This window comes from Streptomyces sp. GESEQ-35 (assembly GCF_017948485.1).
Lineage (GTDB): Bacteria > Actinomycetota > Actinomycetes > Streptomycetales > Streptomycetaceae > Streptomyces.
This window is the reverse complement of sequence record NZ_JAFFSX010000012.1, coordinates 35,134-55,208: the sequence shown is the minus strand read 5'-3', so window position 1 is coordinate 55,208 and position 20,075 is coordinate 35,134. Positions and strand designations below refer to the sequence as shown.

General features: G+C 70.6%; 18 protein-coding genes and 1 pseudogene. 8 read left to right on the top strand and 11 right to left on the bottom strand.

Annotation, left to right across the window (positions count from 1 at the left end):
- The first annotated feature begins 3 nt into the window (after window positions 1-3).
- From KCH87_RS23535 to KCH87_RS23525, 3 genes are all read left to right on the top strand, one after another.
- On the top strand, window positions 4-1,182 hold the full coding sequence (locus KCH87_RS23535; RefSeq protein ID WP_210588201.1) for a dipeptidase: 1,179 nt from the start codon (window positions 4-6) through the stop codon (window positions 1,180-1,182).
- A 34-nt stretch (window positions 1,183-1,216) separates the two neighbouring features.
- Window positions 1,217-1,576 carry a MerR family transcriptional regulator gene (locus KCH87_RS23530; RefSeq protein WP_210588200.1) on the top strand — a complete coding sequence of 120 codons (360 nt, stop codon included), beginning with the start codon at window positions 1,217-1,219 and terminating at the stop codon, window positions 1,574-1,576.
- 96 nt (window positions 1,577-1,672) lie between these two features.
- Window positions 1,673-2,803, top strand: a complete 1,131-nt coding sequence (locus tag KCH87_RS23525) for a dipeptidase (protein ID WP_210588199.1) — start codon at window positions 1,673-1,675, stop codon at window positions 2,801-2,803.
- Here KCH87_RS23525 and KCH87_RS23520 read toward each other — a convergent pair whose 3' ends face one another.
- From KCH87_RS23520 to KCH87_RS23490, 7 genes are all read right to left on the bottom strand, one after another.
- Window positions 2,804-3,205 (bottom strand): VOC family protein, encoded by a 402-nt coding sequence (locus KCH87_RS23520; RefSeq protein WP_210588198.1) that lies wholly within the window; start codon window positions 3,203-3,205, stop codon window positions 2,804-2,806.
- A 25-nt stretch (window positions 3,206-3,230) separates the two neighbouring features.
- Window positions 3,231-3,935 (bottom strand): cupredoxin family copper-binding protein, encoded by a 705-nt coding sequence (locus KCH87_RS23515; protein WP_308298892.1) that lies wholly within the window; start codon window positions 3,933-3,935, stop codon window positions 3,231-3,233.
- Complete coding sequence (locus tag KCH87_RS23510) at window positions 3,932-4,441, bottom strand: hypothetical protein (RefSeq protein WP_210588197.1); 510 nt, start codon at window positions 4,439-4,441, stop codon at window positions 3,932-3,934. Before KCH87_RS23510 ends, KCH87_RS23515 begins: the two co-directional genes overlap by 4 nt.
- Before the next feature lie 114 nt (window positions 4,442-4,555).
- Window positions 4,556-5,542 carry a plastocyanin/azurin family copper-binding protein gene (locus KCH87_RS23505; protein WP_210588196.1) on the bottom strand — a complete coding sequence of 329 codons (987 nt, stop codon included), beginning with the start codon at window positions 5,540-5,542 and terminating at the stop codon, window positions 4,556-4,558.
- A gap of 27 nt (window positions 5,543-5,569) precedes the next feature.
- Window positions 5,570-6,916, bottom strand: a complete 1,347-nt coding sequence (locus tag KCH87_RS23500; protein WP_210588195.1) for a copper resistance protein CopC — start codon at window positions 6,914-6,916, stop codon at window positions 5,570-5,572.
- The gene (locus tag KCH87_RS23495; RefSeq protein WP_210588194.1) at window positions 6,913-7,545 is read right to left on the bottom strand and encodes a hypothetical protein; all 633 of its coding nucleotides are present in this window, start codon (window positions 7,543-7,545) and stop codon (window positions 6,913-6,915) included. The genes KCH87_RS23500 and KCH87_RS23495 overlap by 4 nt, the downstream gene beginning before the upstream one ends.
- Before the next feature lie 250 nt (window positions 7,546-7,795).
- Window positions 7,796-9,139, bottom strand: a complete 1,344-nt coding sequence (locus KCH87_RS23490; protein ID WP_210588193.1) for a UDP-glucose/GDP-mannose dehydrogenase family protein — start codon at window positions 9,137-9,139, stop codon at window positions 7,796-7,798.
- Between the two features lie 175 nt (window positions 9,140-9,314).
- Between KCH87_RS23490 and KCH87_RS23485 the strand changes: the two genes are divergently transcribed.
- From KCH87_RS23485 to KCH87_RS23475, 3 genes are all read left to right on the top strand, one after another.
- A complete protein-coding gene (locus KCH87_RS23485; RefSeq protein WP_210588192.1) occupies window positions 9,315-10,472 on the top strand; it encodes an acyl-CoA dehydrogenase in 1,158 nt (385 codons plus the stop codon).
- 139 nt (window positions 10,473-10,611) lie between these two features.
- Window positions 10,612-11,403, top strand: a complete 792-nt coding sequence (locus KCH87_RS23480; protein WP_210588191.1) for an SAM-dependent methyltransferase — start codon at window positions 10,612-10,614, stop codon at window positions 11,401-11,403.
- Between the two features lie 112 nt (window positions 11,404-11,515).
- A complete protein-coding gene (locus KCH87_RS23475) occupies window positions 11,516-11,881 on the top strand; it encodes a four-helix bundle copper-binding protein (protein WP_210588190.1) in 366 nt (121 codons plus the stop codon).
- Window positions 11,882-11,944: 63 nt separating this feature from the next.
- Here the strand turns inward: KCH87_RS23475 and KCH87_RS23470 are convergent, their stop codons facing one another.
- Complete coding sequence (locus tag KCH87_RS23470) at window positions 11,945-13,219, bottom strand: LCP family protein (RefSeq protein WP_210588189.1); 1,275 nt, start codon at window positions 13,217-13,219, stop codon at window positions 11,945-11,947.
- A gap of 177 nt (window positions 13,220-13,396) precedes the next feature.
- Between KCH87_RS23470 and KCH87_RS23465 the strand changes: the two are divergent.
- A pseudogene (locus KCH87_RS23465) lies at window positions 13,397-13,701 on the top strand (acyl-CoA thioesterase); the annotation flags it as partial.
- 37 nt (window positions 13,702-13,738) lie between these two features.
- On the opposite strand, the gene KCH87_RS23460 reads toward KCH87_RS23465, so the two are convergent.
- Window positions 13,739-15,097, bottom strand: a complete 1,359-nt coding sequence (locus tag KCH87_RS23460; RefSeq protein ID WP_374199028.1) for an LCP family protein — start codon at window positions 15,095-15,097, stop codon at window positions 13,739-13,741.
- Window positions 15,098-15,338: 241 nt separating this feature from the next.
- Here KCH87_RS23460 and KCH87_RS23455 point away from each other — a divergent pair, with 241 nt between their 5' ends.
- Window positions 15,339-16,391, top strand: a complete 1,053-nt coding sequence (locus tag KCH87_RS23455) for a glycosyltransferase family 2 protein (RefSeq protein WP_210588187.1) — start codon at window positions 15,339-15,341, stop codon at window positions 16,389-16,391.
- 10 nt (window positions 16,392-16,401) lie between these two features.
- Here KCH87_RS23455 and KCH87_RS23450 read toward each other — a convergent pair whose 3' ends face one another.
- Together KCH87_RS23450 and KCH87_RS23445 are read right to left on the bottom strand one after the other, a co-directional pair.
- Window positions 16,402-18,066 carry an LCP family protein gene (locus KCH87_RS23450; RefSeq protein WP_210588186.1) on the bottom strand — a complete coding sequence of 555 codons (1,665 nt, stop codon included), beginning with the start codon at window positions 18,064-18,066 and terminating at the stop codon, window positions 16,402-16,404.
- A gap of 31 nt (window positions 18,067-18,097) precedes the next feature.
- Complete coding sequence (locus KCH87_RS23445; RefSeq protein WP_210588185.1) at window positions 18,098-19,816, bottom strand: LCP family protein; 1,719 nt, start codon at window positions 19,814-19,816, stop codon at window positions 18,098-18,100.
- Window positions 19,817-20,075 lie beyond the last annotated feature (259 nt).

Below are 20,075 nucleotides of genomic sequence, written 5' to 3'. Positions count from 1 at the left end.
GCCGTGAGCTCGCTGGAGGCAGCCCGGGAACTCCTGCGCGACTTCCCGGTCGTCGACGGGCACAACGACCTGCCCTGGGCGCTGCGCGAGCAGGTCCGCTACGACCTCGACGCCCGCGACATCGCCACCCACCAGAACGCCCATCTGCACACCGACATCCCGCGGCTGCGCGAGGGCGGCGTCGGTGCCCAGTACTGGTCGGTGTACGTCCGCGCCGACCAGCCCGAACCGGTCGCGGCGACGCTGGAACAGATCGACTGCGTACGGCAGTTGCTGGCCCGCTATCCGAAGGACCTGAAGCCCGCGACGACGGCCGCCGACATGGAGGCGGCGCGCGCGGAGGGCCGTATCGCCTCGCTGATGGGCGCCGAAGGCGGCCACTCCATCGCCAACTCCCTCGCCACGCTACGGGCGTTGTCCGCGCTCGGCGTGCGCTACATGACCCTCACCCACAACGACAACGTGGACTGGGCGGACTCGGCGACGGACGAGCCCGGCGTCGGCGGCCTGTCGGCCTTCGGCCGTGCGGTGGTGCGGGAGATGAACCGCGAGGGCATGCTCGTCGACCTCTCGCACGTGGCGGCGACGACGATGCGGGACGCGATGGACGCGACCCTGGCGCCGGTGATCTTCTCCCACTCGTCGTCGCGGGCCGTCTGCGACCACCCGCGCAACATCCCCGACGACGTGCTGGAGCGGCTGGCCGGCAACGGCGGCATGGCGATGGTGACGTTCGTGCCGAAGTTCGTGCTCCAGGCGGCCGTGGACTGGACGGCCGCCGCGGACGACAACATGCGCGCGCACGGCTTCCACCACCTCGCCACCACGCCCGAGGCGATGAAGGTCCACCGTGACTTCGAGGAGCGGACCCCGCGCCCTGTCGCCACCGTGTCCACGGTCGCCGACCACCTCGACCACATGCGCGAGGTCGCCGGCATCGACCACCTCGGCATCGGCGGCGACTACGACGGCACGGCCTTCACCCCCGACGGCCTCAGCGATGTCTCCGGCTACCCGAACCTGATCGCGGAGCTCCTGGACCGCGGCTGGTCGAAGGCCGACCTCACCAAGCTGACCTGGCAGAACGCGGTACGGGTGCTCGGCGCCGCCGAGGACGTGGCCCGCGACCTCCGGGCGACGCGGGGGCCGTCCAACGCGACCATCGGCGAGCTGGACGGTTGATCGCCGAGTCCCCCCGAGACCCTGCGGAGGCAGTATGCGGATCGGTGAACTGGCCCGGCGCACCGGTGTGAGCGAGCGGTCGCTGCGCTACTACGAGGCCCAGGGGCTGCTGCGGGCCGAGCGGACGCGCGGTGGGCACCGGGACTACCCGGAGGCGGCCGTCGACCGGGTCATCCGGATCCAGGAGCTGTTCGCGGCCGGGCTGCACAGCAGCAGGATCGCGCAGCTGCTGCCGTGTATGCGGGACGCCGACGGCGGTCCGTCGGCGATCGCCACACCGAGGCTGGTCGCCGACCTCTCCGAGGAGCGCGCCCGCATCGACCGGATGATCGCCGACCTGGTCCGGTCCCGGGAGACGCTGGACGACGTGATCGACGCGGCGCGGGAGCCGTAGCCGTACCCCCGAACGCACCGCTCACCAGGAAGCCCCCTCGGCGTCGTGCGACGGTGACCGTATCCCCCGGGACGATCACGACGTACGGAGCCCGCCATGGCAGACCTCCAGGACGAAGTGCACACGAAGGCCGGCGTCGACGGGCCGGCCGGGCCGTTCGCGGACGAGGCCTTCCCGGCGGACCCGGCGGAGCCCTTCGTGTCGGTGTCCGACCCGGACACCGACCCCCTGGAGCGGGCCCACGCCATCCTCGCCGCGCATCCCGTCGCCGACGGTTACAGCGGACTGCCGTGGGCGCTGCGGCACCTGCCCTGGTACGACCTGGAGACCGGTGAGGCCGCCGTCGACACGGACATGCCGCGGCTGCGCGAAGGGCATGTGGGCGCGCTGTTCTGGTCGCTGCACCTGCCCGAGGGCATGGACGGCGACCGGGCCGTCGGCGCCACGCTGGAGCAGCTGGACCTGGTGCGGGCAGTGGTCCGTACGCACCCCGAGGGCCTGCGCCTGGCCTGCACCGCCGGGCAGACCACGGACGTCCGCCGGTGCGGCCGGGTCTCCGTCCTGCTCGGCCCCGCCAGAGCGTCCGCCATCGGCGACTCGCTCGGCATCCTGCGCTCCCTGTGCGCGCTCGGTCTGCGCGTCCTCACCCTGTCCGGGGTGTCCTGGGCGAGCGAGGCCGGGCTCACCCGGTTCGGCGAGGAGGTCCTGCGGGAGATGAACCGGCTCGGCGTGCTCGCCGACCTCTCCGGCGCCTCCGGGGAGACCCTCCGCCGTGCCTTCGTGGTGTCCAAGTCCCCCGTCATCTGCACCCGTTCCGCCGCCCACGCCCTGCGCCCGCACCCGGCCAACCTCCCCGACGAGCTGCTCGCCGAGCTGGGCGGGGCCAAGGGCCTGTGCATGGTGCCGCTGACGGCCAAGCAGACCGGCCCGGCCGTCCGCGACGTCGCCGACCACCTCGACCATGTGCGGGCGCTCGCGGGCCCCGAGTGCGTCGGCCTGTCCGGCACGTACGACGTCGGCACCGCCCACCCGCTCGAACTCGCCGACGCCTCCTGCTATCCGCGCCTTATCGCCGAACTTCTCGGCCGGGGCTGGCCCGAGGCCGATATCACCCTGCTGACCTGGGGAAACGTCCAGCGCGTGCTCCGCAGCGCCGACTTCACGGCCCGCGCCGCACAGCAGCGGCGCGAGCCGTCGACGGCGAAGATCGCCGACTTGGACGGGTGATCAGGCCTCCGGGATCGTGCACAGACAGAACGGATGCCCTGCCGGGTCGGCGAACACCCGGAAGTCCTTCTTGCCGCCCTGGTCGTCCAGGTCCAACGGCCGCGCTCCCAGCGCCAGCACCTTCTCCTGAGCGGCGTCGACATCCGCCCAGCTGGGGCCCGCGTCGAAGTCCAGGTGGAACTGCTGCCCGTTCCGGTCCGCCCGCGGCCACTCCGGCGGGGTGTAGCCGGCCGAGTACTGGAAGCCCAGCCGGGGACCGCCGGGCACCTGGAGTACGACCCACTCCGGGCCATCCTCGTCCACCTCGGGCGTACCCCCTGCGACCTGCGCGTAGAAGCGGGCCAGCGCGAGCGGATCGGGGCAGTCGAGGACGACGTTGCGCAGACGTGCCACCGGTGCCATGAGGTTTCTCCTCTTCAGCTCTCGATCAGGTCTCGTCCCTCCCGCGCGGAGCGGCCGCCCGGGAGCCCACCAACAGTAGGCACAGTACGGCGACCCCGGCGACGATCCCGGCCAGGAGGAGCAGCGGGTCCAGTGGCCGCGCCGAGGCGACGGGCTGCGTCTGCGGAGCCGCCGCGGCCGTCGAGGGGGAGGCCGCCGGTACGGCCGGGGCGGCGGTGCTCGTGGGCATGACCATGGACGGGGTCGGGGACGAGGAGGGCGATGCCGGTGCCTTGCTGCTCGCCGTCGGCCTGACCGTGGCCGTCTCCTGGTGCTCGTCGTGCTGCCGGCCCGATCCGGTCTCCTGGTGCGTGTGGGCGGGCGTGGGCGCCGCGGAGGTGGCGGGTGCCGCCGCCCGGACCGTGATCCCGGCCGTCATGTCCGGGTGCACGGTGCAGTAGTAGCCGTACGCACCGGCCGTGCCGAACGTGAAGCTCCAGCTCTCGCCCTTGTCCAGCATGGGGGAGTGGATCGAGACCGGGCCCGAGGTGGTCTTCACGTCGTGCGGTGCCGTGTCCTGGTTGGTCCAGGTCACGGTGGACCCGGCGGGGACGGTCAGGTTCGCGGGCGAGAAGGCGTACCCCTGCATCGTCACCCGGTACGTGGCCGCCGACGCCTCGCCGGGCACGGCCATCAGGAGGGTGACGAGGGCGAGTACGGCGGAAAGGGCCGCCCACCGTGCCGCCTTCACGCGAACTCCGCGGCGACCAGCAGCCGTAGCCGGGTGGCCGGGCGCAGCGGGCCGAGGCGGAACCCGGTCGCCCGGCGCAGCAGCCGGTACGGCAGCCGGGCGGTGCCCACGACGAGCAGCCGGTCGTCGGCATGCTCCACCACACGCAGGCGCAGCAGGGCCGGGAAGAGGATCCCGCGCAGCTCCAGGTCACCGGTCAGCTGCAACCGGCGTCCGCCGTCGAGGGGTTCGACGTCCTCGGAGGTGAGCGCGACCGGGGCGCCGGACCGGTCGAGGCCCTCGAACTCGAAGCGCAGGGCGGGGCGTTCACCATCCTCGGGCACGGTCAGTGCGGCCGAGGCGAGGGCGATGCGCCGGCGCCGGGTGGGCAACGGGCCGTACCAGGCGGTGAGTTCGACGAGCGAGCGGCCGGGGGCCACGGTGTACCGGCCGGGCAGGGGCAGCGCGGTGGCCGCGTCATGTGACTCCGGCGGGGGCGGGACGGTGGGCAGGGTGACGGTCGTCATCCCGGATCTCCTTGGAAGCGGTTCCCGAGGTATGGCGGAGGTGTGGAGAATGGGGCGGGCGCCGGTCCGGCCGACTGAGCCTCGGCCGGACCGGCGTCCACTCTCGGGGGCGGGTCAGCAGCTGGTGGTGAGGAAGTCCGTGGTGGGGGTGAGCATGTGCTCGGCCCAGACGGTGTGCATCTTCACGTAGCTGTCGATGTCGAGCAGATCGGTGATCTGCTGCCCGAGCGACTCCTCCAGGTGGGCGGAGTTGATGTGTGCAAGGAGCGTGCTGAGCGTGTTGTCGAGCACCGAACTGCCGCCCTCGATGGCCGGCTTGAGGATGCTCTCGACCCACACCGTGTGCATCTTGATGTACGAGTCGAGCGCCAGCGCGTCCTGCACCTGCTGCCCCGGGGACCGCTCCAGGTGCGCCGAGTAGAGGTGCTGGAGGATCGGCAGCAGCACGTTCTGGACGCTGGCGCACTGCTCGTCGCCGCCGTCACCGGTGCCGCCGGTGGCCGTCGGGGTGGCCGTCGGCCCGGTGGTCGGGGTGGCGGTCGGCGTCGCCGTGGGTGTGGCGGTGGGGGTCGATGTCGGCGTGGCGGTGGGCGTGGGCGTCGATCCGCCACCGTCGGACGGCTCGACGACCTTCACCGACGACACCATGTCCGGGTGCACCGCGCAGTAGTACTCGTAGGTCCCGGCCTTGGTGAAGGTGTACGACCACGAGTCGCCCTGCTGGAGTGACCCCGAGTCGAAGGCCACCGGGGCCTTCGTCGTGGTGACCGTGTGCGGCGCGCTGTCGTGGTTGGTCCACTGGACCGTCTGGCCGACCTCGACGACGAGCTGCTTCCCGTCGCCGTACTTGTAACTCATGATGTCGACCTGGTGGTCCGCGGCGGCGGCAGCGGCGGGCTGGGCCTCGGCAGCGGCGGCCACGGGCGCCTGAGCCGCGCCCGCTTCCTCCTGGGAGGCTGCCGTCGTGGAGCCCGAGGCCGCGCTCAGCAGCCCGAGGCTGAGGACGGCTGCCAGAGCCGCGCCGAGTCCCGCGACGAGCAGGGACCGGTTCCCGACCGGCGGCCTGCGCCGCCGATCGCCGGTCTCGTTACTACTTTTCACTTCAACTCCTATTGTTTCTAGGGGAGTTCAGCGGCCGGGATCGGCCGTGACCAGCAGACTCGTCACGGCGAGTACGACGAGGACGAGCCCCGTCTCCGCCGCGACCGAGAAACCGAAGGGCCGCACGGTGGCGGCGTCGCCGCGCAGCAGCACGGCGAGATCGAGGCGGGTGCGCACCCACTGGCGGCTGCACTGGGCGGCCAGCAGGACGGCACCGAGCACGGCCGTCTTGATCAGCAGCAACTGCCCGTACGAGGTGTGCAGCAGGGCGTCGTACGACCCCACGACCTGCCAGGCCAGCACCAGCCCGGCGGCGGCGATCGCGGCGACGGAGACGGCCGCGAGCCGTGAGTAGCCGGGCACCACCGCCGCCAGTTCGCCGGGCTCGCGGCGCGGCAGTACGGCCAGCGTGAGCATCGCCAGGCCGCCGATCCACAGGGCGGCGCCGAGGAGGTGGACGAGATCGGCGATCGCGCCCCAGGTCGGCTCGCTGCCCTCGGAGTTGTGGCCCCGCATACCGGTCGTACGGAGCAGGCCCAGGGCCACGGCGAAGGCGCCCACGCGCCAGCCCGGTGAGCGGGACGTGCCCGCACCGCCCTGGAGCAGCGCGCCCAGCACCACGGCCGCGAGCACCCACAGCAGGCCGCGGGCGGCGAGTGCGATGCCGGGCTCGGTGGTGAGGACGTCGGCGTAGGTCGCCGGGCGCAGTACGTCCCTCAGGCCGCCGAAGGCGGCGTACGCGCCCTGGAGTCCGATCGCTGCGACCGTCGACAGCAGCCCGCACGCCCAGGCCAGTGTGAGCAGCGCCCGTGCCCGGGGTTCGTCCGCGCCGCGCGGCCAGAGCAGCGCGACGAAGGCGAGCCCACCGATGAACAGGGCCAGCGAGAGATAGCCGGCCCAGCGAGCGGCGACGAGGCTCTTCCGCACCAGGGGTGAGGGGGACGGTGCGGTGGCCTCGTCGCCGCGGTTCTGGGCGGCCGCAGTCCCCGCCGCGGTCTGATCGCCGACGGTGAAGGTGAGCCGGCCGGAGGAGGCGTGGCCGTCCTCCTCGTCGACGACGGACCAGACGACGGCGAGTTCGCCGTCCGGGGGACTGCCGAGGGACACCCGCACGGTGTCGGTGCCGCCCCGCGGCGCACGGGCCACGGGGAGCCGGTCGCCGTCGAGCGTCATGGCGCGGACGTCGGCGTGGTCGACGGGTACGTCGAAGACGAGGGTGAGGTGGTCGGGGGCCTTGGTGAGTTCCGCGCCGTCCTTGGGCGTCGAGCGGACCAGCTCGGTGTGGGCGGCGGCGGGGGCCGCGCCGAACAGGCCGTACAGAAGCGGCGTGAGGAGGAGCAGGAGGAGGGCGCGACGGCGGGTCGTGCGGGTCACGGGGTGGCCTCCGGCAGCGGGGAGGCGCTGGTGATGCCGAGCAGGCCGGTGGGGGCGACGAGTCCGACACAGGGGGAGGCGGCGGGCTCGGGGGTCTCGTCGTCCGTGCTGTCGTCCGTGCCGTTGAGGAGGCCGAACAACGGCTCGGTGAGGCCGGTGAGGAGCGGTTCCACGAGGCGTACCTCGCCGTCCTCGCAGGTGTCGTCCCCCTGCGGTGGCTCCGTGGACGCGGAGCCGGACGGGGACGGGACGGGGGCGGGCGTGGTGCCGGGGTCGGGCGAGGCGGTGTGGTCGTGTCCGGAGCCGTCGCCGGTGTGCCCCGCGCCGCTGTCGTGCCCGGTGTGCGCGCCGCTTCCTCCGGGCGCCGGTATCACCCCGCTGCCCGCTGGTACCTCGGTGCCCGGAACCCCGGGTGCGGAGTCCCCGGGAGCGGATGTCGCGCCGCTCGGCGGGGCCGTGGCCGCGGGCGGCGACGAGGGGGGAGCGGCGGCCTCGACGGCGCCGGGGGCGGAGGACGGCCCGATGCCCGACGCATAGCCGAGCACGATCACCACCGCCCCGACGAGAGCTCCGGCGACGAACTCGTCCCGGTGGTCCCTCGGCCACTGCGCCCTGCGGAACAAGGGCATGATCACTCACTCCTGGCATGGTCCGGTCATTCCGGTCAGCGAATGTGGACCATTGGGGGGTGGCGCGGATTCCGCATGGCTACACGGCAGTTAAGCGCTTGTTGCCTGGCTCTCTTTCGGGTGGGGGTGCCTTGTGAGATGGGGCTACACCGATGTCAATACGCGCAATGCGACCGTGAAGAATTCGGGTTGAGGGCATGGAAATTCCCTCACATTGCTCGAATTGAATTTCGAACCCCGTTTGCGGCACTTAAGCCGTCGGCCGCCCCATCGCCCGGTACGACCATCCGTCCCGCCGCCACAGCTCCGGGTCGAGCGCGTTGCGCCCGTCGAGCAGCACGCGGGCGTTGGCGACCTCGCCCAGCGCGGCCGGGTCCAGCTCGCGGAACTCGCGCCACTCGGTGAGGTGCAGGACGACGTCGGCGCCCCGGACGGCGTCGACGGCGGTGTCCGCGTACCCGAGCGTCGGGAAGAGCCTGCGGGCGTTGTCCATGCCCTTCGGGTCGTACACCGTGACCTGGCCGCCCTGGAGGTGTATCTGCCCGGCGACGTTCAGCGCGGGCGAGTCGCGGACGTCGTCCGAGTCGGGCTTGAAGCTGGCGCCGAGCACGGCGACCCGCTTGCCGAGGAAGGAGCCGCCGCCTAGCGCCTCCCGCGCCATCTCGACCATCTGGCCGCGGCGCCGCATGTTGATGGAGTCGATCTCGCGCAGGAAGGTCAGCGCCTGGTCCGCCCCCAGCTCACCGGCGCGCGCCATGAACGCCCGGATGTCCTTGGGCAGACAGCCGCCGCCGAAGCCGATCCCGGCGCGCAGGAACTTCTTGCCGATCCGGTCGTCGTACCCGATCGCCTCGGCGAGCTTGGCGACATCGCCGCCCGCCGCCTCGCAGACCTCCGCCATGGCGTTGATGAAGGAGATCTTGGTCGCCAGGAAGGAGTTCGCGGAGGTCTTCACCAGCTCGGCGGTCGGGAAGTCGGTGACGACGAAGGGCGTGCCCTCGGCGACCGGTGTGGCGTACACCTCGCGCAGCAGCTTCTCCGCCCGCTCACTGTGTACGCCGACGACGAGCCGGTCCGGATGCAGGGTGTCCTCGACGGCGAAGCCCTCGCGCAGGAACTCCGGGTTCCAGGCCAGCTCCGCGTCCGCGCCGGCCGGCGCGTGCTCGGCGAGGTAGTCGGCGAGGCGCTCGGCGGAGCCGACGGGGACGGTGGACTTGCCGACGACGAGGGCGGGGCCGGTGAGGTGCGGGGCGAGCAGCTCGAAGGCGCTGTCGACGTAACTCATGTCGGCCGCGTAGTCGCCGTGCCGCTGCGGGGTGTTCACGCACACGAAGTGGACGTCGCCGAACGCGGCCACCTCGGCCCAGTCCATGGTGAAGCGCAGCCGGCCGGAGGACCCCTCGATCCCCGCCACATGCTTGCGCAGCAGTTCCTCAAGACCCGGCTCGTACATCGGGACCGCGCCCCGCTGGAGCATCTCGATCTTCTCGGGCACGACGTCCAGGCCCAGTACCTCGAACCCCAGCTCGGCCATGGCCGCGGCGTGTGTGGCGCCGAGATAGCCGGTGCCGATCACGGTGATCTTGAGGGCCATGGGGTGCTCCAGGAGGGTTGGTCGGCAGTGCGGGGCCGAGCATAGTCGGAGGGTCTGACGGGCAGCTTTCCCGCTGTCGCCAAGCTCACGTACCCGTCCCGTGGGCCGCCCTCTAAAATTTGGGTTACTTAACGGTAATTAGCGCCAGCATCACAGCTTTGGAGCGTGAGAGACCTTGGCCGGATCGGCTGATTTCGACCTGTACCGCCCGTCCGAGGAGCACGACATGCTCCGTGACGCCATCCGCTCCCTGGCCGAGGCGAAGATCGCGCCGTACGCCGCCGCGGTGGACGAGGAGGCCCGCTTCCCGCAGGAGGCCCTGGACGCGCTGGTCGCCAGCGACCTGCACGCCGTACACGTACCCGAGTCGTACGGCGGCGCGGGCGCGGACGCGCTGGCCACCGTGATCGTGATCGAGGAGGTGGCGCGCGTCTGCGCGTCCTCCTCCCTCATCCCCGCCGTGAACAAGCTGGGCTCGCTCCCGGTGATCCTCTCCGGCTCCGAGGACCTGAAGAAGAAGTACATGACACCGCTCGCCAAGGGCGACGGGATGTTCTCGTACTGCCTCTCCGAGCCCGACGCGGGCTCCGACGCGGCCGGCATGAAGACGAAGGCGGTCCGCGACGGCGACCACTACGTCCTGAACGGCGTGAAGCGCTGGATCACGAACGCGGGCGAGTCCGAGTACTACACGGTGATGGCCGTGACGGACCCCACGAAGCGCTCGAAGGGCATCTCGGCCTTCGTGGTCGAGAAGTCGGACGCCGGCGTCTCCTTCGGCGCCCCCGAGAAGAAGCTCGGCATCAAGGGCAGCCCCACCCGCGAGGTCTACCTCGACAACGTTCGCATCCCCGCGGACCGCATGATCGGCGAGGAGGGCACCGGCTTCGCGACGGCGATGAAGACCCTCGACCACACCCGCATCACCATCGCCGCCCAGGCCCTCGGCATCGCGCAGGGCGCCCTCGACTACGCCAAGGGCTATGTCCAGGAGCGCAAGCAGTTCGGCAAGCCGATCGCCGAGTTCCAGGGCATTCAGTTCATGCTCGCGGACATGGCCATGAAGATCGAGGCCGCCCGTCAGCTGACGTACGCGGCGGCGGCCAAGTCGGAGCGCGGCGACAGCGACCTCACCTTCCAGGGCGCCGCGGCCAAGTGCTTCGCCTCGGACGTCGCGATGGAGGTCACGACGGACGCGGTCCAACTGCTGGGTGGCTACGGCTACACGCGTGACTATCCGGTCGAGCGCATGATGCGCGACGCCAAGATCACGCAGATCTACGAAGGCACGAACCAGGTCCAGCGCATCGTGATGGCCAGGAATCTCCCCTAGCGGGACCTCGGCGGGACCTCGTCGGAACGGCCACAGCCCCCGGAACGGAGCCGGGGGCTGTGGTCATAACGCACGTCGATCGTCAGGAAAAGTCCGCGAGGGACCCTCATGGGTGCCTTTTCGGCCTTAACTTGGTCCCATGATTGGCTCCTCTCGGTTCCGCACCGATGTGTCGCACTCTGCGCGGATCTGGAACTACTGGCTCGGCGGTATGGGGCACTACCCCGTCGATGCCGAGGTCGGCGACCGGATCCTGTCGCTCGTACCGGCGCTGCCGCGGTCGGCGGTCGCGGACCGGCGGTTTCTGGCGCGTGCGGTGCGGTATCTCGCCGGCGAGGCCGGGATCCGGCAGTTCCTGGACATCGGGACCGGGCTGCCCACCACCGACAACACCCACGAGATCGCCCAGCGGGTGGATCCGTCGTGCCGGATCGTCTGCGTGGACAACGACCCGCTCGTCTTCGCGCACGCCCACGCACTGCTGAACAGCACGCCGGAGGGGGCCGCCGTCTTCGTCGAGGGCGATGTGCACGACCCCGAGGCGATCCTCGGCGAGGCCGCCCGCACGCTGGACTTCAGCCGTCCCGTCGCCATCACGATGCTGGGCATCCTGAACTTCGTCCTGCGCACCGACGAGGCCGCCTCCGTCGTGCGCCGGCTGCTGGACGCCGTACCCTCCGGCAGCTACCTGGTCGTCTCCCACCCCACCACCGAGGTCGACGGCGAGGCGATGACCGCGGCCGTGGACTACTGGAACGGGACGGGAACGGCACCGATGACCCTGCGCAGCCGCACCGACCTCGTCCGGTTCTTCGAGGACGTCGAGGTCCTGGAGCCCGGCATCCTGACCTGTTCCCGCTGGCGACCCGACGCCGCGGACGCGGAGACCGCCGACGTCACCCACTTCGGCGGGGTGGGCAGGAAGCCGTAATCGGCACGACTGGCGGAATACGTACGTCCGTCCCGTGGCGGGGGCGCGCAGAGGGGCGTACGACGGAGGGGCGAGGGTCCGACTCCGGGCCCCGCGACTCCGAGGAGGAATCATGCAGCAGCAGTCCACGACCATGACCGCGATGAGCAAGGAGATGCAGGACTGCGTCGAGGCGTGCATGACGTGCCACAGCATGTGCGAGGAGACCATGAGCTCCTGCATGCAGATGGGCGGTCAGGCCCAGATGCAGATCATGCGCGCGCTCATGGACTGCGCCGAGACGACCCGTATGTGCGCGGACATGATGATGCGCCGCTCGCCCATGTCGGCCGAGATGTGCGCGATGTGCGCCAAGGCCTGCGACATGTGCGCCGAGGCGTGTATGTCCATGCCGGACGACCCCCAGATGATGCGCTGCGCCGAGGCGTGTCGTCGCTGTGCCGAGAGCTGTCGCGCGATGGCCGGCGCCAGGATGTGACACCCGCCTGAACGCGATCAGGGGCACCCCTCGGGGTGCCCCTGATCGCGTGTGCCGTGCCCGTCAGTTGCCGGAGACGGTGACCGTCTCGTCGTTGTTCAGCTGGCTGACCAGCGTCTTGACCTTGGCCTCGTCCCAGACGAGGTTGCCGCCCGAGGAGCCGGAGATCGGCATGTTCATGGACTTGCCGTCGCCGCCGGTGACGCCCTTCATGGCCCAGAACATGTCGGCCAGGTCGAACAGGCCCATGTCCTTGTCGACGATGAGGGTGTCGAGGCCCGCGCCCATCGTCGGGTAGAGCTTGAAGGGGTTGAGGACCGTGCTCGGCGTCGCGGTCTGGTTGGCCAGGGCCGCGAGGAACTTCTGCTGGTTCTTCGTACGGTCCAGGTCGCTGCCCGCGAGGGCGTACCGGGTGCGGACGAAGGCCAGGGCCTGCTCGCCGTTCAGGGTCTGCTTGCCCGCCTCGAAGTCGGCGCCGGACTTGGTGTCCTTCATCCCGCCCTTGGGGATCTCGATCTCGACGCCGCCCACCGAGTCCACGATGTTGGCGAAGCCCGCGAAGCCGATCTCGACGTAGTGGTCGATGTGCAGGCCCATGTTGGCCTCCACCGTCCGGACGAGGAGCTCGGGTCCGTCCTCCGCGTAGGCCGCGTTCAGCTTCACGTGCCGGCCCGTGCCCTCGTACGTCTTGCCGGACTCGGAGCCGACGAAGGTCGGGATCTCCACGTCCGAGTCACGGGGCAGCGAGATGAGCGTCGGGCCGTTGTCGCCGGTGTGCAGGACCATCATCGAGTCCGTGCGCTTGCCCTCGGCGGAGCCGGTGTGGAGTTCCTTCTTCTCCTCCGCGGACATGCCCGCACGGCTGTCGGAGCCGACGATCAGGTAGTTCGTACCCTCGCCCGCCTCCGGCCGGTCGATCACCTTCGACAGGTCGACATCGCGGTTGAGCTTGGAGTCGGCCCAGAAGTACGTGCCGACGGACACCACGACGAACAGCGTCACCAGCGTGATCGCCGTCCACTTGATACGGCGCCGCCAGTTCGGCCGGGGCCGCTGGTCGTACGGGTCGTCCGGGCCGCCCGGCCCTCCGCCGCCGGGGGAGCCGTAGACCTGGCCGGTGTTGTAGCCGCTGTCGTAGCCGTCGTCCGTGTAACCGCCATTGACGTACGACTGCTGCTGCGGGACCCCGCCGCCGTACGCGCCCTGCCCGGGCGGTGCCGCCGGACCGCGGCGCACCTGCCGCATCACGCGCGGGCCCTCAGGCTGTGCGCTCGCGCTGCCGCGTCCGTACCGGCTGCCGCGGTTCTCGTCGGACCTTGCTCCGGGCCAATCGCTCATGCGCCCCAGTGTGCAGGTCTGCACTGTGTGGCTTACAAGGTTCGTCGGAAAATAAGGGCGCGGCTGTTGCGAATCTGACACAAAGTCCGCGCATGTCGAGTCGGCATAAGGTGGGGGTCGTGACAGACCAGGCCAGCGCCACGGAATCCGACACCCCGGCCTTTCCGGGCAAGCTGCACGGTGCACGGCGGTGTGATCATGAAGCTGGCCGCTGACGCCGCGGGTGCGGTGGCCGGTCGGTCCGCGTGGGCGACCTGGTCCATGTGATGAAGGCCCAGGTCAACTGGACCGGCCGGACGTCGATGGAGGTCGGTGTGCGGGTGCCGGCCGAGCGGTGGAACGAATCCACCCCGTCCACCCAGGTCGGCTGGGCCTACCTCGTCTTCGCCGTCGCCGCCGACAACAAGCGGCGTTACCAGGAGGCCCGGATCCGCCGCACCCACCGGCTTGCGCGGCGGGCGGCAGAGGGCATCGAGGACTGATCCCGGCTGTTACGTACACGAGGACCGGCCCCGACCGTCACGTGCACTTCGCCTCGTCCCCCCGCACCACCCCGGACTCCGTCTGATCCGGATCCTCGGCCCGGACCTTCCGCACCTCCCGGAAGTCCGGTCCGACGATCACCTTCAGCTGCGGCCCCTGCCCCTTGACCGCGCGCAGCTCGCTGCCGGGCAGCGCGGCGGCCAGCGACTTCGCGGACCGGTCCCAGCGCGGGTCGTAGGCCACCACCGTCCGCTTCACGGCTTCCCGCGACGTCACCGGCTGCCGCGTCGTCAGGAACCCGGCCGCCGCCAGTTGCCGGTCCGCCCGGGTGCCGAGCCCCGAGGTGGGCGACCCGTTCTCCACCTGGACGCGGATCTGCTTCGGGGCCACGTCCACGCGCACGGCCCTGCTCTTCGGACGCTCCGCGGCCAGCGGTCTGTCGTCGCGCAGGGCCTGGAAGATCCGGCCCGCCCCGGCCGAATCCCACTTCAGCGTGGAACCGACATCCTTCACGGCGTACCCCATCTGCCCGATCGGCACGGTCGTGAACTCGGACGAGGAGGGGGAGAAGTTCCGCATCGCCCGCCCGAGGCCGATCAGCTCGCCCGCGCCGAAGCCCTTGTCGGCGCGCACGGACCCGAGCACCGCCCGGGTCACGTCCCGGAACTTCATCGGGTTCAGCAGCACCCCGGACGACGTCGCCTGGTCGACCATCGCGGCCATGAACCGCTGCTGCCGCTTCATCCGGCCGAGGTCGGAGGCCCCGTCGACATGCCGGGAGCGGACGAACTGAAGCGCCTGGCCGCCCTTCAGCCGGTGGGTGCCCGCGGGCAGGTCGAGTCCGGTGTACGAGTCGTTCATCGGCTCGGCGAGGCAGATCTGCACGCCGCCGAGCACGTCCACGGTCCGCATGAAGCTGGTGAAGTCGACCTCCAGGTAGTGGTCGATCTTCACGTGGGTCATGTGCTCGACGGTCCGCACCGTCAGCTGCGGCCCGCCCTCCGCGTACGCCGCGTTGATCTTGAGGGGGTGGCCGTGGTGCCGCTCGCCGGTGGTCGTGTCGACGTGCGGGGGCGTCTCCGCGTAGGAGTCGCGCGGCAGGCTCACCACGCTCGCCCGCTCCCGGTCCTCCGAGATGTGCACGATCATGATCGTGTCGGTGCAGTTGCAGGGCGCGCCGCCCAGCCGGTATCTGCGCCGCTCGGCCTCGCCGATCTTCTCGCGGCCGTCGGTGCCGACCAGCAGCACGTTCATGCCGTGACCGGCCTGCGGACGGTTCTTCATGTCCTTGAAGGGGTCCACCCGGGCGATGTCGTCGTCGAGGCTCGTGATCACCGAGTGCCCGATGCCGGCGGAGGCGAGGACCACCACGGACAGCGTGGTCACCACCCGCATGGCCCAGCGGGGCTTGCTCCGCCGTACGGGCGGCTGCGGCGCACGGGGTGCCGGCTGGGGGCGGCGCTGCGTCCGGGCTTTGGACCGAGGCGGCGTGGGCAAGGGAGGAACCTCCGCTGGGGCCGTACGGTGGGCTGCGTGTGGGATCCGTGACACCGTAGGCCGATACGATCTGTGGCCCGGGGCACCGCCACCGGCGGGGCGCATCGGTGTCCCCCGTTCGCGGTAACGTGAGCCCCCTATGAACGCCAAGTCCGACGTGCAGCTCCCCGCCGTGTCCGTGATCATGCCCGTCCTCAACGAGGAGCGGCATCTGCGCGGAGCCGTCCAAGCGATCCTCGCGCAGGAGTACGCCGGCGAGATGGAGGTCGTGATCGCCCTCGGTCCGTCCACGGACCGCACGGACGAGATCGCCGCCGAACTCGTGGCCGAAACCGCGTCTTTTCAAAGCAAGCGTGTACACACCGTTCCGAACCCCACCGGCCGCACGCCCGCCGCGCTGAACGCCGCGATCAAGGCCTCCCGCCATCCGATCGTCGTCCGCGTCGACGGGCACGGCATGCTCTCGCCGAACTACATCGCCACCGCCGTCCGGCTCCTGGAGGAGACCGGCGCGCAGAACGTCGGCGGCATCATGCACGCCGAGGGCGAGAACGACTGGGAGCACGCGGTCGCCGCCGCGATGACCTCCAGGATCGGCGTCGGCAACGCGGCCTTCCACACGGGCGGCGAGGCACAGCAGGCCGAGACCGTCTACCTCGGTGTCTTCCGGCGCGAGGCGCTGGAGCAACAGGGCGGCTACAACGAGGAGTTCATCCGCGCCCAGGACTGGGAGCTCAACTTCCGGATCCGGGAGGCGGGCGGGCTGATCTGGTTCTCGCCCGAGCTGAAGGTGTCGTACCGGCCGCGGCCGAACATGCGCGAGCTCGCGAAGCAGTACCGGAACTACGGCCGCTGGCGGCACGTCGTCGCCCGCTACCACGAGGGCTCCATCAACCTGCGCTACCTCGCCCCGCCGACCGCGGTGTGCGCCATCGCGGCGGGTGTGGTCGTGGGCGCGCTGGTGACGCCGTGGGGCTTTGTCGTCCCCGGCGGCTATCTCGCGGCGATCGCCCTCGGCTCCGTCCCCGCGGGCAGGGGGCTGCCGCTGAAGGCACGGCTGGAGATCCCCGTCGCGCTCGCCACCATGCACATGTCGTGGGGCTGGGGCTTCCTGACCAGTCCCCGCTCGCTGGCCCGCAAGGTGATCGCGAGCCGGCGCCCCGCGGTGCGGGTGGACGCCGGCCAGAGCTGACCGGCGGTCGTCACCAGGTGAACGCCGGGTTCACGTGCATACAGGCCTCGTCGTCCGCGCCGTTGAGGGCCTCTGCCGAGTCGGGCGTCGTGTTGTCGACCTCCGCCGCCTTGTACGTCGTACCCTCGCGCCAGTCCGCACCCACGACGAGCGTGACACCGGAGACGGCCGTCGACTGCTCGACCGAACTCAGCGGAATTCCGAGGGACTTGGCGACGGCCTGGGCGTCGCCCTTGAGATCGGCGCTCGGGTAGCGGACGAGTGTCGTGTCCTCGCTCTCCGAAGCGCCCGGGTCGGCGATCGCCTGGTCGAAGCCCTTCCCGACGAGCAGGTTGGTGACGGCGCGCGCTCGGCCGTTCTCCGCGGCGAGGGTGTCGGTGCCGGTGCCGTTCTGGACCAGGACCGCGATGTCGGAGTCGGGGGCCGCCGGGTCGTCGGACGACGCCTTCTCGGTCGCGGCGGCCTTCTCCTCCGGCGTCTTCTTCGCGTCCTTGCCGTCCAGTGCGATGTCCTCGCGCACCAGCCGGAAGAGCTGCTCGGCGTCGTCCGTCGGCTCCACGCGCGCGCCCACGAGGCGGTTGGGCATCGTGGTCATCGTGATGCGCTTCGGCTCCACCTTCCGCAGCTCGTTGCTGAGGTCGTAGAGCGCCTTGACGGTGCCCAGACCCGGGTCGACCGTGATGGCCGCGGTGGCCCGCTCGGCAAGCCGGCGCAGCTTGTTCGGGTTGCTCAGCGTGGCGTTCTCCCGCAGCACCCGGACCATCGAGTTCATGTACATGTGCTGGGCCTTGGCACGGGCGAGGTCGCTGCCGTCCTCGAAGCCGTAGCGCGTGCGCAGCCACTGAAGGGCCTGCTCGCCCTGCACCGGATGCGTGCCCTCCTTCAGCTTCAGACCGGAGCCATGGCCCTGGCTGTCCTTCGAGTAGATGTTGGCGTCCACGCACACCGGGACGCCGCCTATGGCGTCCGCCATCGACACCACGCCCGCGAAGTCGACCATCATGAAGTGGTCGATGTGGATGCCGGTGAGCTCCTGCCAGGTGGCCACCGTGCAGCCGGGACCGCCGTGACCGAGGCTCTGGTTGGTCATCACCCGGCCGTCGCTCGCCTCGTAGGTCTCGCCGTCGTCGGGGTCGGTGCACTTCGGGATCCGGACGAGGGTGTCGCGCGGCATGCTGACGACCGACATGTTGGAGCGGTCGGCCGACAGGTGCACCAGCATCTGCACGTCGGCCAGCGGAGTACCGCCGAATGTCTCCCGGGCGCCGCCGAGTTTCTGGTTCTCCTCGGTGTCCCGTGCGTCGGAGCCGATGATCAGGATGTTCAGCGGGGTCTGGCCCGCGGAGTTCGGCGTCGGCTCGGCGACCTTGTTGTCGCCCAGGTTCAGCTCGTCCTGCTTGATGTTGCCGTTCAGATGACGGTAGTAGAGGTATCCGGCGCCGGACGCGCCCAGTATGAGGACCGCGAGGGTCACCGCCGACCACCGGAGCACACGGCGTCCCCGGCGCGGCGGGCGGGTGCCGTGCCGGCCGTCACCCTCCGCGTCCCGCCCGCCGTCCCCCTCGGCGGCCGGTACGGCTTCCCGAACACTGTTCTGCGTCAACTTCCGAGCCCTCCCCACCCCTTGCGCCCACACCGGCGCCACACACAGGCCCGCCGTATGTCCTGGAGACATACGACGGGCCCGTGAGGTTGCCCCTAAAGCCTCAACTGGCGCACTGGACCTTGTCGGCAGTGGACTTCTCCACGTCCGGCGTCGCCACCGAGGCGGAGTTGAGCTTCACGCCCGCGCCCTTGAAGTCCTTGCCCAGGGTGAGTGTCATCGTCGGCAGGCCCTGGGAGTTCTCCACGCTCTGGCCCGGCTTCATCGCCGAACCGGACAGACCCATGATGTCGGCGAGCCGACGCGCCTGGTCCGCCTGGTCGGGAGCGTACTCCAGAGTGGTTTTCGCCAGCGTTGCCTCGGCGTTGCCTGCGTTTTCCGACTTGGTCACGCCCGCCTCGGTCTGTAGGTAGGCCAGCTGTGCCTGCGCGCTGCCGGCGGCGGCACCGCCGTTGAGGACCTGCACCCGCACCTCGGAGGCGTCGGCCTTGGTGCCCTTCAGCCGGGCGGCGACCGCGGCGGCCTCCTTCTTCTGCTGCGCCTTGACCTCGGTGAAGGAGATGTCGTTCTGGATCATGTCGAAGACCTGGGGCGCCCTCGTGTCGTCGACGACCACCGTCACCTTGACCTTCTCGGCGGGGTTGTCCACCACCGGGATCGTGGTGAAGGTGATGTTCTTCGTCGGCACCTTCTTCAGCTCCAGGGCGATGTCCTTGAGCGTGTTGACGTTGCCGATCGGCTCGTCCACGGTCAGCGCCTTGGTGGCGGCCTCGGCCAGCTTCAGCAGCTTGGCGGGGTTGGTGAGCGTGTTGCCGGAGGCCATCTTGCGCATCAGCGAGCCCAGGAACTGCTGCTGCACCTTGATGCGGTCGAGGTCGCCGCTGTTGCCGAAGGCCTTCCGGGTGCGGAGGAAGGCGAGGGCCTGCTCGCCCTCGACCGTCGACTTGCCCGCGGGCAGCACCAGCTTCGACTTGTCGTCGTCGACCGCGTTCTCCACACAGACCTCGACGCCGTCCACGGCCGTGGTCAGCGTCTTCACCGCGTTGAAGTCGGCCATCATGAAGTGGTCCGGCTGGATGCCCGTGGCCGCCTTCACGGTGCGCATGGTGCAGCCCGCGTTCCGGCCGTTCTCGCCGAGGCTCCGGTTGAAGCGGGCGCCTTCGAGACCCTGTATGACCGTCTCGGTGCCGTCTTCCTTCGTCGTCGGACAGTCCGGGATGTCGACGATCAGGTCACGCGGGATGCTGAGCGCGGTCGCGTTCGAGCGGTCCTTGGAGACGTGCAGCAGGATCGTGGTGTCGGCGTGTCCGACGCTGCCGGTGTCGCCGTAGCTCTCGTTGCCCGCACCGGTCCGCTTGTCGGTGCCGACGATGAGGATGTTGAAGGCCTCGTCCTTGCTGAAGTTGCTGGCGCCCGCGTCGCCGACGTCCGTCGTCGAGACGTTGCCTTCCAGGTGCCTGAGGTAGAGGTATCCGCCACCCGCCGCGGCGAGCAGGACGAACGCCATGGTGCCGCCGGTCCACAGCACGGCCTTCTTCGCCTTCGACTTCTGCTGCTTGGCCGGCCGTCGCCCACGCCGCCCGGGCAGCGGCTCCTCGGGCGGGACCCCGCGGCGCCTGCGCTGCGGCGGGATCTCGGGGGACCTGGTACGGCCACGGGGAGCGCCTGCTCCCGCGTCGGCCGCTGGTTTACGGGGTCGGGGAACCGACGACTGCGGAGCGGAAGGGCTCAGTCGCAGCTCGTATTCACCGGTGTTCGGATTGAGTACCCACTGGTCTGCGGGATCGATGTCGTCCCCCCGCCCACGGCTTTGCGCGTCCACGGTTGTCCGAAACCTCCGTCAGGGCCACGCGGCGCCCTCCCCCCGGAAAGCGCGCGGGTGTTGGTCAACACAGTGCTCGACCCCAGGACAGATTTGTGGCCGGGGATCACTGAATCGCTCACACTATCCGCCCAGTTGGGCATTGAGTGCCGCAGTGACAAACTCCACGACCCTACAAGCGGTCATTCCACCCCATTTCCCTGAAAGCCGGTTCGCTGTCCTGGTGTGCGGGTTCCCCTTGTGACTTGAGTACGTACGT